This window comes from Enterobacter sp. C6 (assembly GCF_008122455.1).
In the GTDB taxonomy this organism is placed as follows: domain Bacteria; phylum Pseudomonadota; class Gammaproteobacteria; order Enterobacterales; family Enterobacteriaceae; genus Enterobacter; species Enterobacter pseudoroggenkampii.
In genome coordinates this window covers 1-15,687 of sequence record NZ_QPFW01000204.1, presented here as the reverse complement: position 1 = coordinate 15,687, position 15,687 = coordinate 1, and the positions used below count along the sequence as shown (strand labels likewise).

Sequence of the window (15,687 nt, the reverse complement as noted above, 5' to 3'; positions counted from 1 at the left end):
GTGCTATAGGAGGCCTTGAAACCACAGCGCACGCTGACAGCGTTGCAACGCCAGTATAACCTCGCTGCAAAACGTGCTGGCATTCGCCGCCGGAATCCGTACCATACGCGGCATACAATTTTTGCCCCTGCTGGCTCCGAAGGTAGTACTCAATGCAAGAGAATCAAGAGATTAACAAAAAAGAGCAATACAACCTGAACAAACTGCAAAAGCGACTGCGCCGTAACGTGGGCGAAGCCATTGCAGACTTCAACATGATTGAAGAAGGCGACCGCATCATGGTTTGCTTGTCAGGGGGTAAAGACAGCTACACCATGCTGGAGATCCTGCGTAATCTTCAGCAAAGTGCGCCGGTGAAATTTTCCCTGGTGGCGGTCAACCTTGATCAGAAGCAACCGGGTTTCCCGGAGCACATTCTGCCGGAATACCTCGAGAAGCTGGGCGTTGAGTACAAAATCGTCGAAGAAAATACCTACGGTATTGTGAAAGAGAAAATCCCGGAAGGGAAAACCACCTGCTCTCTGTGCTCTCGCCTGCGCCGCGGCATTCTGTATCGTACCGCGACGGAGCTGGGCGCGACCAAAATTGCGCTGGGCCATCACCGCGACGATATCCTGCAAACGCTGTTCCTCAATATGTTCTACGGCGGCAAAATGAAAGGCATGCCGCCTAAACTGATGAGCGATGACGGTAAACACATTGTGATCCGCCCGCTTGCCTACTGTCGTGAAAAAGACATTGAGCGTTTTTCTCAGGCTAAAGGGTTCCCGATCATTCCATGTAACCTTTGCGGCTCTCAGCCGAACCTGCAGCGTCAGGTGATTGGCGACATGCTGCGCGACTGGGATAAGCGTTATCCGGGTCGTATCGAAACTATGTTCAGCGCGATGCAGAACGTTGTCCCTTCCCATCTCGCGGATGTAGAACTGTTCGACTTCAAAGGCATTAACCATGACTCAGACGTGGTGAATGGCGGCGATCTGGCGTTTGACCGGGAAGATATTCCCATGCAGCCAGCCGGCTGGCAGCCGGAAGACGATGACAATCAGTTTGAAGAGCTTCGTCTGAACGTGCTTGAAGTGAAGTAAGCGAGTAGCGTCTCAGAAACATCTTCTGAGACGCTTGATGCTTTATTTCAGCAGACGTACGCGACAGGTTTTACCCTTGATTTTCCCGTTCTGCAGCTGCTTCCATGCCTTATGGGCCACCGCCTGGCGAACCGCTACGTAGACATGCGCCGGATGAACCGCAATCTTACCGATATCCGCTCCGTCCAGACCCACATCCCCGGTCAGCGCGCCTAATACGTCACCTGGACGCATCTTGGCTTTTTTACCGCCATCAATACACAGCGTCGCCATTTCGGCTTCCAGCGGCACCAGGCTGACGCCAGCAGGGGCATTCATCCAGTTCAGCTTCATCTGCAGCATCTCAGAGAGAATATTGGCGCGCTGCGCCTCTTCCGGTGCGCAGAGGCTGATCGCCAGACCGCTGTTTCCTGCACGTGCGGTACGGCCAATACGGTGCACGTGCACTTCAGGATCCCACGCCAGCTCAAAGTTCACCACCAGCTCAAGGGATTTAATATCCAGACCGCGCGCAGCGACGTCGGTTGCGACGAGAATACGGGCGCTGCCGTTAGCGAATCGAACCAGCGTCTGATCGCGATCGCGCTGTTCCAGATCGCCATGCAGCGACAGTGCGCTCTGCCCGGCGGCATTGAGGGTATCACAGACCGACTGACAGTCTTTTTTGGTATTACAGAACACCACGCAGGAGGCCGGCTGATGCTGGCTTAGCAACTTCTGCAGGAGCGGAATTTTCCCCTGCTGCGAGGTTTCAAAGAACTGCTGCTCGATAGCGGGCAGCGCATCTACGCTGTCGATTTCAATGGTGAGTGGATTTTTCTGCACGCGGCCACTGATGGCGGCGATAGCGTCCGGCCAGGTTGCGGAGAACAGCAGCGTCTGGCGATCGGCAGGTGCGAAACGGATCACCTCGTCAATCGCATCGCTGAAGCCCATATCCAGCATCCTGTCTGCCTCATCCATCACCAGCGTTTGTAAGGCATCCAGCGAGACGGTGCCTTTTTGCAGATGATCGAGCAGGCGGCCAGGCGTGGCGACAATAATGTGCGGCGCATGCTGGAGTGAATCACGCTGCGCGCCGAACGGCTGTCCGCCGCAGAGGGTTAAAATCTTGGTATTGGGCAGGAAACGCGCCAGGCGACGCAGTTCACCCGCAACCTGATCTGCCAGTTCGCGGGTCGGGCACAGCACCAGAGACTGGGTCTGAAAAAGCGCCGCATCGATATGCTGCAACAGGCCGAGGCCGAATGCCGCCGTTTTCCCGCTGCCCGTTTTCGCCTGTACGCGCACGTCACGGCCCTCGAGGATGGCAGGCAACGCGGCCGCCTGAACAGGCGTCATCGTGAGGTATCCCAGCTCGTTGAGGTTATCGAGCTGGGCAGCGGGCAAAACATTCAGGGTAGAAAAAGCGGTCACAATAGTCTCTCGTGGTCATCTTTGCAGTCAGATGGCGCGTATCCTCGCAGATCTCGCGGTTCGATGCGACAATTTAATCGGTTCTTCATCTGGCGGCGGGTCGGGCATCGGCTGCGGGCGCGGGATGGAATCGGGCATGGGCACCGGATCGCTGGGGATAGGATCGGATTGACGCGATTGTTGCAGTAGCAGAGCGTTCAGGATGCTCATCATTCCCTCCAGAATTTACTGTCGTCCCTTTTAGGGTAGACGTTGAGAATCAGGAGGCAAAAAAAAGCCGACTATGAAGTCGGCGTCGTACGAATCAATTGTGCTATGCAGTAATTCAAAAAAGGAAGTAAGACAATATGGAGCGCAACGCCCATCGCTTGACGTTGCATTCACCTGCGGGAGTAATATTGCACCTTACGGGGTAGATGTTTATTGACCTCGCTCAATTAAAAGAGCGTTTTGATCCCGGTAAAAGCTGGAAAAAGCGTAAATTTACAGCCATTTACTACGATGCAACCACCATGCAACACCGCCAATCAAAACAACTAACATGACGCAAAACGCGGTAAAACCATAGCGATAGGCATTGCCCGGAATACCGCCCAGGTTTACGCCAAACAGCCCGGTAAGAAACGTGCTGGGCAAAAAGACCATCGCCATCAGGGACATCGTGTAGGTTCTTCTCGCCAGCGACTCCTGCATCACCTGCGCGATCTCGTCCGCCATCACCGCCGTTCTGGCAATACAGGAATCAATCTCGTCCAGCCCGCGCCCCAGCCTGTCGGCAATATCCTGCATTCTGCGTCGCTGATCGTCATTCATCCAGCCGAGTCTTTCGCTGGCCAGACGCGCGTACACGTCGCGCTGCGGCGTCATATAGCGGCGCATCACAATTAGCTGCTTACGCAACAGGGCCAGAAAACCGCGCGGCGGGATCTGCTGATCGAGCAGGTTATCTTCCAGGTCGATGATTTTGTCGTGCAGTTCTTCGATAAACTCGCTCGCGTGATCGGTAAGCGCGTCACAGACGTCCACCAGCCAGCTGCCGCAGTCGATCGGCCCGGTGCCCTCTTTCAGGTCGTTGACGATGTCATCCAGCGCCAGGACTTTACGCTGTCGGGTGGAAACGATCAGCCCATCGTCCATGTAGACCCGCATCGCAACCAGCTGGTCCGGACGTTCATCCGTGCTGCCATTAATGCAGCGCAGGGTGATCAGCGTACCGTCCCCCATTCGGCTCACGCGCGGCCGCAGGCTTTCACCCGCCAGCGCATCGCGCACGTTATTTGGCAAGAGCGGGGTCGAAGCGAGCCAGTCAGCGCTGTCCGGGTGGGTATAGTTCAGATGTAGCCAGCAGGGATGCGCACTGTCGATAACATCATTGTCTTCCAGCGGTCGAGCACCGCCGCGACCATCCAGCACCCACGCAAAAACTGCGTCAGGAACGTTAAGTTCAGATCCTTTAATGCTTTCCACAGCGCCTCCACCTTTTTAGCTCTTTTGGTGTCAGTCTAGCTTCCATCAGAGGTTAAGCAACAACTATGTCTCCCATCGCGCTGATATCGTTCAGGAAATGTACATGCTGGCCAGAGGCATAAAAAAAGCCTGGCATGCCAGGCTTTGAGATTCAGTCAGAGAGAGTGCTCTGGCCGCTGGAGGAAGGATGGCGAGCCGCCTGGTAATGAGGAAGAAGAGCCCTGGTCAAGTCTGAAATTACGCGTGCGGGCCTGCAGCTCAATGACCTGATTGCGCAGGACATCAGAGGATCCGTTGAGTTCCTCAGCCATCGCCACGTTGCTTTGCGTGACCCGCTCCAGCTCCGAAAGCGCCAGCGTGATCTGAGAAATGCCTTTTTCCTGCTCTGATGTCGACGCGGAAATGTCGTCCATCAAGCGACTGACATTCCCCGAGCCCGTCACGATTTCATGCATATTCTTCTCTGCCTGCGACACAACGGTAGCGCCCTGCGTGACGTTACTGCTGGTGACTTCAATCAGCGCTTTGATATTCTTCGCGGCCTCTGCGCTGCGGTGTGCCAGGTTTCTGACCTCTTCCGCAACGACAGAAAAACCTTTTCCATGATCGCCCGCCCTTGCCGCCTCAACGGCCGCGTTGAGCGCCAGAATATTGGTCTGGAACGCAATGCCGTCAATCAACGAAATAATCTCCGTCATCTGCTGGGCGCATTCGGTAATGGACTGCATATTGTTGGCGACCTGCCCCATCAGTTCCCCGCCCTTGCGCGCCTGCAGCGTCGCCACATTAGCCTGTTCGCTCGCCAGGCGGGTGTTATCGGCATTGTTTTTGGTACTCGCCGCCATTTGCTCCATGCTGGCTGCGGTTTGCACTAAAGACGCAGACTGCTGCTCGGTTTTCACCGAAAGCTGAGCGCTACGTGCCGAGAGTTGATCCGATAAGGTCATCGCGGTCTGCGACGACGCCCTGATCTCGCGCACCAGCGTCGCAATGTTGCCGGAGAGGCTGTTTATCCCCGGGATGAGTCGGCCGGCACAGTTATTGCCAAACTCAGGGATAGAGACACCAAGATTACCTGCTGTCACCTCTTCAATACTCTTCTTCACCGTATTGATCGGCGTCACAAGATACTTCGTCATATAGACCCAGAGCAAAAATAGCGCAATGAAGTTGATGACATTAAGCGAAATAAAGAGAGAAGGATTGCTGGAAAATAGAACAATGACACCTGCATCCACCAAAAAAAGAGATAAAAGGAACCCAATAATAAAGGTCCTGACACTAATATTTTTTAGCATGATAATACCCACGTTTTATATTTTGGTCGGCATTAAGACTTATAGCATTGGCTCAGACGTTTTTCCTCGCAAACTTCACGGGTTTGTTTTTTCGCCGTTAGCATCCTGAGATTTGTCTTAAGTCAGACAAAAAGAGTGTATTAGTGAAAATGTTATGCGCAGGATGCTGTGATACTGGTCTCTCGCCATCTTAAGCGATAGTATCGCCCGCGGTGAGACGATACGATCGCCCTCATATTTAAGGAGCTTTGCTACTTTTATCCGTTTTTGTTTAGCAATGCTTAATACATTAACAATGGAATATATTTTATATTCTTAATAAGTTTTAGAGTATTAATATGACTGGTCATTTTTCACGATAAATAACTAATATGGTTTGAATGCGCATGTTCGTTGCCCGATAAAGATGTACCCGGCAGGCGAAATCGGTAACCCTCTCAGGCGTGGGATTGCATAATGCTCAATATATCGTGGGACCCTGTGTTAATCGCTATCTCTTATCTGGTGGCGTTTATCGCCTCCTTTGTGGCGCTGGACAGCGCCGGAAAGATCCCCCTTTCCAGCCGAAAGGCTGCCCTGTTCTGGCGTATTGCCGGTGGGGTTACGCTGGGCATTGGCATTTGGTCGATGCACTTTATCGGCATGCTGTCGATGCAAATGCCCATGATGATGAGCTACGACCTCTGGTTAACCCTTGCATCGCTAGGCGTCGCGGTTATTGCGTCGACCACGGCCCTTGATATTGCCGTCGCGGGAAAAAAACGGTCTCTTTTTCGCCCCATCGTTGCCACCGCGATCCTGAGCGCAGGCGTAGTATCCATGCACTATATCGGTATGGCGGCCCTGATGCTGGATGGCAGCATCATCTGGGATCGCCGTATTGTGGGGTTGTCCGTGGTCATTGCCGTGGTGGCTTCCGGCACGGCGCTGCGGCTGGCTTTCCGTCTGCGAGATAAACACAAAGGCGTCTTTATCGATCGTCTTCTCGCGGCCCTGGTCATGGCCGCCGCCATTTGTGCGATGCACTATACCGGCATGAGTGCCGCGCATTACCCGGAAATGTCGCATACCCTCCCCGGCGGGATCGGCGAACTGGGGTTATCCATCTGGGTTTCGGTCACCACGCTCTGCCTGCTTGGCGTGATGTTAATTATTTCCCTTGTCGATTCTCACCGACGTACCGGCCGGCTGACGGACAATCTGCGGCAGCTCAATCGTCAGCTTGAGCTACAGGCGCGCTTTGACGCGCTCACCGGACTCGCGAATCGCCACCAGATGGATCTCCGTATGCAGGACTGCCTGCGCAGCGCGTTGCTGAGTAACAGGCAATTTGCCGTCATTTTCCTGAACGTCGATCATTTCAAACGCGTCAACGATACCTGGGGTCATAGCGTCGGCGATGAGTTATTGATCACCGTCGCACAGCGCATCACGGCCCGACTCACGCGTGAGATGACCCTGGCAAGACTGGGAGGAGACGCCTTTATCCTGCTGGTGCCGGAATGTGATGACGACAAGCTCAACGCCCTGCTCACTTCACTGCTCGGGGATGTACGACGCCCTCTGTCTGTTTGCGGACATACGTTGAGCACGACGATCAGCGCGGGCGTCAGCCTCTATCCTCAGGATGGCGAAACGCTGCACGAGCTCAAACTTAAGGCGGATGCAGCCTTACATCATGTCAAAGACGATGGGCGCAACGGCTGGGCGATTTATCAGTCCGAGATGTCAACAGCGATCCCGGCGAAACCCGGTTTCCTGCAGGAACTTTCTCAGGCGCTTGAACGCGATCAGTTTGAACTGTGGTACCAGCCCACCTGGCATGCGGGAGAGAAAACCATTCATGGTTTTGAAGCCCTTCTGCGCTGGCGGCATCCTGAGCAAGGCGTTGTACTGCCAGGTCTGTTTATCCCCTCGCTCGAGCAAACAGGCTTAATTATCCCGGTGGGCAACTGGGCCATTGAAGCGGCATGCCGGCAGCTGCATTTCTGGACTGAACAAGGGTTCAGCCAGTGGACGTTGTCGCTTAACCTATCCCCCGTCCAGTTCGAACAGCCGGACATTTTCCCTATCATCTCGTCGATGCTGGAAAAATATAACTTGTCTCCGTCCCGGCTGATCCTTGAGGTAACTGAGAGCACCGCACTTAAAAATCTCGACCGCAGCATTGAGTTGCTCAATACGTTTAATCACGCAGGGATCACCGTCTCGATTGATGATTTCGGTACGGGCTATTCCAACCTGCTGATGCTGAGCGTGCTTCCGGCTAAAGAACTTAAGATCGACAGAAGCTTCGTAACCTCGATGCTGGAAAATGAAAAAAGCTACAAGCTGGTTGAAACCATCATCAGTATCGCCCGGACCATGGAAATGAATGTGGTGGCAGAAGGGATCGAAACGGAAGAACAGGAGGCGGTCCTCACCCGTCTCGGCTGCGATTATCTGCAGGGGTACCTTTTCTCCCGCCCCTTACCTGCCGAACAGGTACCGTGGCTGCTGCTGCAAATAAACTCGGACAAACAAATTATACCAATTGGTAAAATTCATTCGGAAAACGCATTTGCTTCACAAAAAAATCATGCCTGACGGGATGAAGTGGAGTATGTTTCAAAGCAGTACACGCGAGTCAATTCTGTCATACATGTCAGCCACAGTGTGCCAATGAACAGGAAATGCCTATGTCGCAACCTTGTTTTGATGCGTTGAATGTAATTAAAACACCCGTGTGGCTCATTTCACCCGTGTCGGAACAGATCATTTTTGCGAATGTGGCCGCAACGCAGGTCATGGGGGATAAAACGCTCGATGACCTGCGCAAAGGCACCTATTCTGCGAATGCGCAACCCCTCCTGTCGATGTATGTACCTGAACTGAAAACAGATCAGGAGATCGTCGAAATCTGGACAATCAGCTGGGATGGCCAGGATACGCCGTTAAGCTGTCGTCTCTCGCTTGCCCACTACGCCCCCTGGGGTGACGTGATTGTTTTCGAGGGGACCTCACCACAATTACTCTCAGGATTGAAGGCCAGCCGTTCCGCCACCTACCGGCGGAAAAAACAGGGATTTTATGCGCGCTTTTTTCTGACCAACAGCGCCCCGATGCTGCTGATCGATCCTGCCCGCGATGGTCAAATCGTCGATGCGAATCTGGCCGCACTCAATTTTTATGGCTATTCACACGACGACATGTGCAGTAAGCATACCTGGGAAATTAATACCCTGGGGCGGGATGTGATGCCCATTATGACGGCGATTGCCGCGCTGCCCGGTGGTCATAAGCCGCTCAATTTTGTTCACCGCCTGGCCGATGGATCCACCCGCCACGTTCAGACGTATGCCGGGCCCATTGAGATCTACGGCGACAAGCTGATGCTGTGCATCATTCACGATATCACCGAGCAGAAAAGGCTGGAGCAGGAACTGGAGCATGCGGCGTTACGTGACTCCATGACCGGGCTACTCAACCGGCGCCAGTTCTATGCCATTACCGACCAAAACAGCCTCAATTATCTTCCTGCGCAACAGCAATTTAGCCTGCTGCTGGTGGATACCGACCATTTCAAAAATATTAACGATCTGTTCGGTCATCTGAAAGGTGATGAGGTGCTTATCGCCCTCTCGCGAACGCTCGAAGCCTGTAGTCGGGAGGGCGACATGGTGTTCCGCTGGGGTGGCGAAGAGTTCGTAATTCTGCTGCCGCGCACTTCTCTCGACACCGCGTTGCAGATTGCCGAGTCGATCCGTGCAGCCGTAGCCCGCATTACGATTCCGGGCTTACCGCGGTTTACCGTCAGCATTGGCGTGGCGCGGCACGATCAGGGGGAGAGTATTGATGAGCTGTTTAAGCGTGTGGACGATGCCCTGTATCGCGCTAAAAATGACGGACGCAATAAAGTCCTTGCTGCATGAAACTGGAGTATCCAGTAAAGCCCCGCTACAATGCCCACCTCGAATCAATTAGCTTCAGGTGGGTTAAAGCTGCAATGGAAAAAACAGAAATAATACTCACCTTAATTATTTTACTCCTTATTATATTTGGTTTCTGGTTTATTTTTAGCGGCGAGATCTGGTATCTCGTCGAATTTCTTGAAAATATTCTTTACCCGACCTTCGACGCACCGTAACGCACGTTTAATCGCTTGTTTCACCTACCGAATATGTCAGGTATCTGCTTCCCTTACAGCCGCGTAAAATACGCGGCGTTATCCTCCAACAACGTTGATAACGAATCACTTATTCATTTGCTTATGTTGCCCGTGCTCTGACGGGCTTTTTTATTTCCGGCAATTCAGCCACGCCAGGCTATATCTTAATCATCTTTATTGAAAAAGGTGAGGAATGATGAGCAAGAAGATCCTGATGCTGGTTGGCGACTACGCCGAAGATTACGAGACCATGGTGCCTTTTCAGGCTTTGCAGATGATTGGCCATCAGGTGGATGCAGTCTGTCCCGATAAACCAAAGGGCGACTACATCATGACGGCAATCCATGATTTCGACGGCGCCCAGACCTATAGCGAAAAACCCGGTCACCGCTTTACCCTCAACGCCGACTTTTCCACCGTCAAGGAACAGGATTACGACGCGCTGCTCATCCCCGGCGGGAGAGCGCCCGAGTATCTGCGGCTAAATGAGGACGTATTAAAGCTGGTGCAGGCATTTGACGCCGCGCGTAAGCCGATTGCGGCAGTGTGCCACGGCCCGCAGCTGCTCGCTGCCGCGGGCATCCTGAAAGGACGAACCTGTAGCGCCTACCCGGCCTGCGCGCCTGAGGTGCGCCTCGCCGGAGGACACTACGCCACTATCGGCATCGATCAGGCCCACGTAGACGGCAACCTGGTGACGGCTCCCGCCTGGCCCGCGCATCCGCAGTGGCTGGCGAAGTTTAGTGCGTTATTAGCACAATAGCGCGCCGGTATCAGCCCGAGCGAATACCGTGCGGGTGGAGCGGAGCCATGTTTTCAGGACTGGCGCGAGGATGCGTCAGTTCTCGTTTTAACCGTTGGCACATCCCGCTTTCTCCCCGAAGAGCGCTGTGATATTAGCCCATCAACACCTGCAGGGCATCCTGCCGATTGGCCTTAATAGAAAAAATACGATCCATCCTGGTCAGCTTAAAGAGATCGTTTGTATTGCTGTTAAGCGAACACAGCACCAGCTCACCCTTGCCGTTTAAACTCTTGAGTATGGATACCAGCGCGCCGAGACAGCTGCTGTCAATAAAATCTACGTGGCTGAAATCCAGCAATATCTTTTTATTACTTTTTTCAATCACCTCCAGCACCTGCTGCTTAAAGGTCTGCTCGACAGAAGCATCCAGCCTGCGAACCAGCGGAACGACAATCTGTACGTCATTTTCACTCTGTATTTCAAAGTTCATAATCACCCTCACATCAGGCGTAACGTGTTCCCGAATGCAGATCTTAGTGCACCGGCATCGCTCCCGGAAGGCAACCGGAAGCATGACCCTCAGCAATTTATTCCCCAAATATCCCTTGCATATCCCTGAATGGTTCTGTCACTCGAAAACTCCCCCATTCGGCTAATATTTAGCAACACTTTTCGATGCCACTGGCGGGGATGTTCAAAATCCGCCATTGCCTGACGTTGGGTTTGACTGTAGCTGTCAAAATCCAGCAGATGACAATAATGATCGGCTGTTGTCAACATATGGTGTAGCTGTGCAAAAATTTCACGATCCGCGGTAAATTCGCCAGAAATAAGCGTATCCACTATACGCATCATTCGAGGATCGCTCTGACGATAGAAACGATTATTATCGCCATTTGAACGCATTTCATTGATTTCTTCAGCCGTCGCGCCGAAAAGATAGAAGTTTTCTACCCCAACAGCATTAAGAATTTCAATGTTGGCACCATCATACGTACCCATTGTTAACGCACCATTCAGCGCGAACTTCATATTACTGGTTCCAGATGCCTCCGTACCTGCTGTGGATATTTGTTCAGACAGGTCTGTTGCCGGTATTATGCTTTCGGCTAAGGAGACTTTGTAATCCTCAAGAAAAATGACTTTCAGCTGTCCGGCAATACGCGCATCGCTGTTGATTTTATTCGCAACAGCATTAATTAACTGAATAATAAGCTTTGCCATTCGATAACCGGGTGCCGCTTTACCTGCAAAAAGATGCACCTTAGGCGCTATGGTTCTCCCATTCTCTTTAATATCAATATAGAGAGAAATGACGTGAAGAATATTCAGAAGCTGGCGCTTGTATTCGTGAATGCGTTTTACCTGACAATCAAACATTGCCATAGGGTCCAACATAATCCCATAACGTTGTGAAACAATCTGGCTCAGCGCGGATTTATTTTTGAATTTAATGCCGCGGATATGATCGATCACCCCCGTATCATCCGCATGCTTCTCCAGCTGTCGAAGCATATGTAAATCCGTCGGCCATCGGGTACCCAATTGCTGATTCAGAAACGCGGCAAGATTTGGGTTAGCCTGCTGCAACCATCTGCGCGGCGTAATGCCGTTGGTCTGATTAATGAATTTATCTGGCGTAATAAAATAAAAATCGGGTACCAGGTGCGTTTTGATAAGCTCGGAATGGAGCATCGCCACCCCATTTACACAATGACTCCCGACGATGGCAAGATTTGCCATCCTGATACTTTTCTCGTTGTCCCCCGAAAACAGTGACAAGGAGGTCAATAAGTGCGGTTTGTCTGGCCATCGGGAGGCGACATCCGCAAGAAAACGATGGTTAATCTCAAAAATAATCTGCAAGTGCCGTGGCAACAGTTTTTCAAACAAAGCCACTGGCCAGGTTTCCAGGGCCTCAGGCATCAGCGTGTGGTTCGTGTATGCACAGGTTCTTTGGGTGATATCCCAGGCCTGGTGCCAGGGAAGGTTATGTTCATCTACAAGTATTCGCATCAACTCGACAACAGCCAGCGCGGGATGCGTATCATTAAGCTGGATAGCAACATGCTTCGGCAATAAAGAAATATCCGTTTCAATTTCAGTATATTCACGAAAAATATCACGCAAAGTACATGCCACAAGAAAATACTCCTGAGTAAGTCTGAGCTCCTTACCTGAGAGAATTTCATCAGAAGGATAGAGTATTTTTGAGATATTTTCAGAAGCTATTTTTTCACTAACTGCTTTTATATAATCGCCATGATTGAAAATATGAATATTGAAAGAGTTAGAAGCTACGGCACTGTATAAACGAAGTTTATTAGTGGTGTTACCTCTGTAACCAGAAACGAAATAATCATTAGGAATGCCTACTATTGTATTCCATCCCATCCACATTGGATTGTAATTACCATTAACATCATCTGAATGTTCAATGAAACCACCAATGGGGATCAGCATAGACTGGCTATGGTGTTCAACTAGCCAGGGGGAATGCATGGAATGCCAGTCATCTGGATGCTCGACTTGCTGACCATTCTCAAACGTCTGCCTGAATAAACCATATTCGTATTTGATACCATGCCCTGAAGCAGCAATATCTAACGTAGCCATAGAATCGATGAAGCAGGCGGCCAGGCGCCCTAACCCCCCGTTCCCAAGTGCCGCATCGGGTTCTTCATCAAAAATATTATCAAAATCAAATCCGAGTTCATTGACAACCTTACGCATATCATCTAGCAAATTCATATTCATCAGGTTGTTACGCAATGACTGCCCGAGTAAAAATTCCATTGAGAGATAATAAACGCGTTTTTTCTTTCCAGCGCGCTGCCGGGCCTGACTATCGAGAAAGCGATCTTGCTGAAAATACCGCACTGCCAGCGCCACAGCATTGAATATATCGCCGTTGGTAGCCTTGTCCAGGCTAACGCATAACGTATATTTTAATTGTGTTTCGACAAGTTCACGCAACTCTCTGTTAGTGAAAGACATATTGACCTCACTGGAGTTACTGCATGTTTTTAATATGCAGAACACAAGATATTATTTTGTTCAAGTGTAGATGGCGATTTTCAACACATGCAATTTTTACCCACAATTACGTATTGTGTTTTTTGAATCGCATGATAAATATCAGCGCGAGTATCGTCAGGAAAGTGCTATTTTCTGCTGTGGCGGGAGAGGATCAGAAGGAGCAACTGGCGCTAAACTCCGCGCCAGTTCTGGATTTTGTAGTAGTTAAGTCCTGGGCGTCAGTGTTTCTCAATATACATTGTCCGGCTATACGCCACGTCTTCCGGGTTATTGATGGGGTAGCCTTTCACCCAGGGCTTAATCAGACGACCATTGGTGTACTGATAAATTGGCGCGATGGGCGCTTTCTCCATGAGGATTTTCTCCGCCATGTTGTAGTCCGTATTACGCGCTTTCGCCGTGGTTTCCAGCGTCGCCTGATGGATAATTTTATCGTAGGCTGGCTCATTGAAACGCGAGATATTGCCGCTGTGGGTTGAGGTCAGCAGGGACAGGAAGGTCGATGGCTCGTTGTAATCGCCTACCCATGACGCGCGGATCACATCAAAATTACCGGTATTACGGCTGTCGATATAGGTTTTCCACTCCTGGTTTTGCAGCTTGACGTCCACACCGAGATTTTTCTTCCACATTGACGCCACCGCAATGGCGATTTTCTGGTGGTTTTCCGAGGTGTTGTACAGCAGGGTCAACTTCAGCGGACGCTGAGGACCGTAGCCTGCGGCCTGGAGCAAGGTTTTCGCCTGAGCATTCAGCTCCTGCTGCGACATCTGCTCGAACGGTGAAGGTTCAGGCGTGAAGCCCGCCGTCACGTCAGGAGTGAAATGCCAGGCCGGCTTCTCACCGGTACCTAATACCTTCTCCGCCATAATGCGGCGATCGATGGTCATGCTCAGGGCAAGACGAACCCGTGCATCGGCCGTCGGGCCCTTTTGCGTGTTAAACGCGTAGTAATAGGTTCCGAGCTGAGGCGGCGTATACACCTGTCCCGGAATGTCCTTCAGGAGCTTCTGATACATGTTTTTCGGGAACGATTCGGTGATATCAATATCCCCCGCCAGATAGCGTTTGGTGGCGGATGATTCCTGATTGATCGGAATGAAGGTCACTTTTTGCAGGACTGTTTTCGCATTGTCCCAGTAGTGAGTATTCGGAACGACAACCAGTTTTTCATTCACCACGCGGTCGTTCAGGACGTATGCGCCATTGCCCACCAGGGCACCCGGACGCGTCCACTCTTTACCGCTTTCAACGTTCGCTTTTTGTACCGGATAGAAGGCAAAGTTTGCCGTCAGGTTGCTGAACCACGGTAGCGGTTTGTCCAGCTGGACGCGTAAGGTTCTGGCATCCACCGCCGTCACGCCCAGGGTGTCAGGCGCCGCTTTACCATCGATAATGGCCTGCGCGTTGTTGATACCCGCCAGCGCCGCAAACCAGGCAAACGGAGACGTGGTTTTCGGGTCAACCAGACGCTGCCAGCTGTAGACAAAATCCTGCGCGGTGACGGGCGTACCGTCAGACCATTTCGCGTTGTCACGCAGGGTGAACGTCCAGATACGGTTATCGTTGCTCTGCCAGCGCGTCGCCACGCCCGGAGTGAGTTCCCCCTTCTCGTTCTGATTCACCAGCCCTTCGAAAAGATCGCGAATCACCTGAATCTCGGGCAACCCCACCGCTTTTGCCGGATCGAGCGAGGCAGGTTCGTCTTTAATATGCCTGACCAGCTCCTGTTTTTGCGCCAGTACCGTGCCCTGCGGCACATCAGCAGCGTATGAGAGTGTAGAGAGCCCGCACAGACACAGTGCGGTAAAAAGACGCGAAACAGGATGCTTCATAAGATCCCCTTTAATAAATTCAGGTAACAAGCAGATGCGTAATTATTTGTTTCGACAATAAGAAATGCAAATAACTTACGCCTGAATAGTGATTTAAGGCAATTCTCAGCCGTTACGGAAACTATTTGATTAACAGCGGCTTTTGCACAACACTGCCAGTAGAGACTTTTTTATCAGGATTTCGTATGGCAACCACCCGACCACGCGCGGAACGCGGCGCCTTTCCTCCGGGCGCTGAACAATATGGCCGCTCATTTTTAGGCGCATCGCTGATCTGGTTCCCGGCACCCGATGCCGATCGCGACAGCGGTTTGATCATTGCCGGCACGCACGGTGATGAGAACTCGTCTGTCGTCACGCTCTCGTGCGCGCTGCGGACGCTGACGCCGTCATTACGACGCCATCATGTGATTCTTGCCGTGAATCCGGATGGCTGCCAGCTTGGCTTACGGGCAAATGCGAGGGGGGTCGACCTGAACCGTAATTTCCCGGCGGCAAACTGGCGCGCCGGAGAAACGGTGTATCGCTGGAACAGCTCAGCCGAGGAGCGGGACGTGGTGCTGCTGACGGGAGACAAGCCCGGCTCGGAGCCAGAAACGCAGGCGCTGTGCCAGCTTATCCATAAGATCCACCCCGCCTGGGTTGTCTCCTT

13 protein-coding genes are annotated in these 15,687 nt (G+C 52.0%); 6 read left to right on the top strand and 7 right to left on the bottom strand.

All coding sequences use genetic code 11. The features are described 5' to 3' along the window. The first annotated feature begins 152 nt into the window (after window positions 1–152). Complete coding sequence (gene ttcA, locus DOU50_RS09350) at window positions 153–1,088, top strand: tRNA 2-thiocytidine(32) synthetase TtcA (RefSeq protein ID WP_024907166.1); 936 nt, start codon at window positions 153–155, stop codon at window positions 1,086–1,088. Between the two features lie 42 nt (window positions 1,089–1,130). Here ttcA and dbpA read toward each other — a convergent pair whose 3' ends face one another. The 4 genes from dbpA to DOU50_RS09330 form a co-directional block, all read right to left on the bottom strand. After that, complete coding sequence (dbpA, locus tag DOU50_RS09345; RefSeq protein WP_148769248.1) at window positions 1,131–2,504, bottom strand: ATP-dependent RNA helicase DbpA; 1,374 nt, start codon at window positions 2,502–2,504, stop codon at window positions 1,131–1,133. A gap of 27 nt (window positions 2,505–2,531) precedes the next feature. Beyond that, window positions 2,532–2,705 carry a hypothetical protein gene (locus tag DOU50_RS23825; protein WP_322742059.1) on the bottom strand — a complete coding sequence of 58 codons (174 nt, stop codon included), beginning with the start codon at window positions 2,703–2,705 and terminating at the stop codon, window positions 2,532–2,534. Window positions 2,706–2,987: 282 nt separating this feature from the next. Continuing rightward, entirely contained in the window at window positions 2,988–3,971 is a 984-nt protein-coding gene (zntB, locus tag DOU50_RS09335; RefSeq protein WP_148769247.1) for a zinc transporter ZntB, read from the bottom strand. 155 nt (window positions 3,972–4,126) lie between these two features. After that, window positions 4,127–5,269: a methyl-accepting chemotaxis protein gene (locus DOU50_RS09330; protein ID WP_148769246.1), complete on the bottom strand. Its 1,143-nt coding sequence runs from the start codon at window positions 5,267–5,269 to the stop codon at window positions 4,127–4,129. Between the two features lie 456 nt (window positions 5,270–5,725). Here DOU50_RS09330 and DOU50_RS09325 point away from each other — a divergent pair, with 456 nt between their 5' ends. The 4 genes from DOU50_RS09325 to DOU50_RS09310 all read left to right on the top strand — a co-directional run bounded on the left by DOU50_RS09325 (window position 5,726) and on the right by DOU50_RS09310 (window position 10,179). Further along, window positions 5,726–7,855, top strand: a complete 2,130-nt coding sequence (locus DOU50_RS09325) for a putative bifunctional diguanylate cyclase/phosphodiesterase (RefSeq protein ID WP_148769245.1) — start codon at window positions 5,726–5,728, stop codon at window positions 7,853–7,855. 92 nt (window positions 7,856–7,947) lie between these two features. Then, window positions 7,948–9,180 carry a sensor domain-containing diguanylate cyclase gene (locus DOU50_RS09320; protein WP_024907161.1) on the top strand — a complete coding sequence of 411 codons (1,233 nt, stop codon included), beginning with the start codon at window positions 7,948–7,950 and terminating at the stop codon, window positions 9,178–9,180. Then, window positions 9,177–9,395, top strand: coding sequence for an Ecr family regulatory small membrane protein (locus tag DOU50_RS24005; protein WP_081758194.1), 219 nt, complete (start codon window positions 9,177–9,179; stop codon window positions 9,393–9,395). Before DOU50_RS09320 ends, DOU50_RS24005 begins: the two co-directional genes overlap by 4 nt. Before the next feature lie 217 nt (window positions 9,396–9,612). Beyond that, window positions 9,613–10,179, top strand: coding sequence for a DJ-1/PfpI family protein (locus tag DOU50_RS09310; protein ID WP_032647513.1), 567 nt, complete (start codon window positions 9,613–9,615; stop codon window positions 10,177–10,179). A gap of 133 nt (window positions 10,180–10,312) precedes the next feature. Here DOU50_RS09310 and DOU50_RS09305 read toward each other — a convergent pair whose 3' ends face one another. The 3 genes from DOU50_RS09305 to DOU50_RS09295 all read right to left on the bottom strand — a co-directional run bounded on the left by DOU50_RS09305 (window position 10,313) and on the right by DOU50_RS09295 (window position 15,035). Then, window positions 10,313–10,651 carry an STAS domain-containing protein gene (locus DOU50_RS09305; RefSeq protein WP_061715005.1) on the bottom strand — a complete coding sequence of 113 codons (339 nt, stop codon included), beginning with the start codon at window positions 10,649–10,651 and terminating at the stop codon, window positions 10,313–10,315. An 89-nt stretch (window positions 10,652–10,740) separates the two neighbouring features. Further along, a complete protein-coding gene (locus DOU50_RS09300) occupies window positions 10,741–13,158 on the bottom strand; it encodes a glycogen/starch/alpha-glucan phosphorylase (RefSeq protein WP_148769244.1) in 2,418 nt (805 codons plus the stop codon). Window positions 13,159–13,418: 260 nt separating this feature from the next. Further along, window positions 13,419–15,035 carry a peptide ABC transporter substrate-binding protein gene (locus DOU50_RS09295; RefSeq protein ID WP_048991949.1) on the bottom strand — a complete coding sequence of 539 codons (1,617 nt, stop codon included), beginning with the start codon at window positions 15,033–15,035 and terminating at the stop codon, window positions 13,419–13,421. Between the two features lie 185 nt (window positions 15,036–15,220). Between DOU50_RS09295 and mpaA the strand changes: the two genes are divergently transcribed. Then, the coding region (gene mpaA / locus DOU50_RS09290; protein WP_148769243.1) for a murein tripeptide amidase MpaA at window positions 15,221–15,687 on the top strand (467 nt) is incomplete at its 3' end.

What these genes read in the sequence shown, in the direction of transcription:
- DOU50_RS09300 (WP_148769244.1), bottom strand. Translation starts at nt 13,158, where the DNA reads ATGTCTTTCACTAACAGAGAGTTGCGTGAACTTGTCGAAACACAATTA.
- DOU50_RS09320 (WP_024907161.1), top strand. Translation starts at nt 7,948, where the DNA reads ATGTCGCAACCTTGTTTTGATGCGTTGAATGTAATTAAAACACCCGTG.
- DOU50_RS24005 (WP_081758194.1), top strand. Translation starts at nt 9,177, where the DNA reads ATGAAACTGGAGTATCCAGTAAAGCCCCGCTACAATGCCCACCTCGAA.
- ttcA (WP_024907166.1), top strand. Translation starts at nt 153, where the DNA reads ATGCAAGAGAATCAAGAGATTAACAAAAAAGAGCAATACAACCTGAAC.
- DOU50_RS09305 (WP_061715005.1), bottom strand. Translation starts at nt 10,651, where the DNA reads ATGAACTTTGAAATACAGAGTGAAAATGACGTACAGATTGTCGTTCCG.
- DOU50_RS09330 (WP_148769246.1), bottom strand. Translation starts at nt 5,269, where the DNA reads ATGCTAAAAAATATTAGTGTCAGGACCTTTATTATTGGGTTCCTTTTA.
- DOU50_RS09295 (WP_048991949.1), bottom strand. Translation starts at nt 15,035, where the DNA reads ATGAAGCATCCTGTTTCGCGTCTTTTTACCGCACTGTGTCTGTGCGGG.
- DOU50_RS09325 (WP_148769245.1), top strand. Translation starts at nt 5,726, where the DNA reads ATGCTCAATATATCGTGGGACCCTGTGTTAATCGCTATCTCTTATCTG.
- DOU50_RS09310 (WP_032647513.1), top strand. Translation starts at nt 9,613, where the DNA reads ATGAGCAAGAAGATCCTGATGCTGGTTGGCGACTACGCCGAAGATTAC.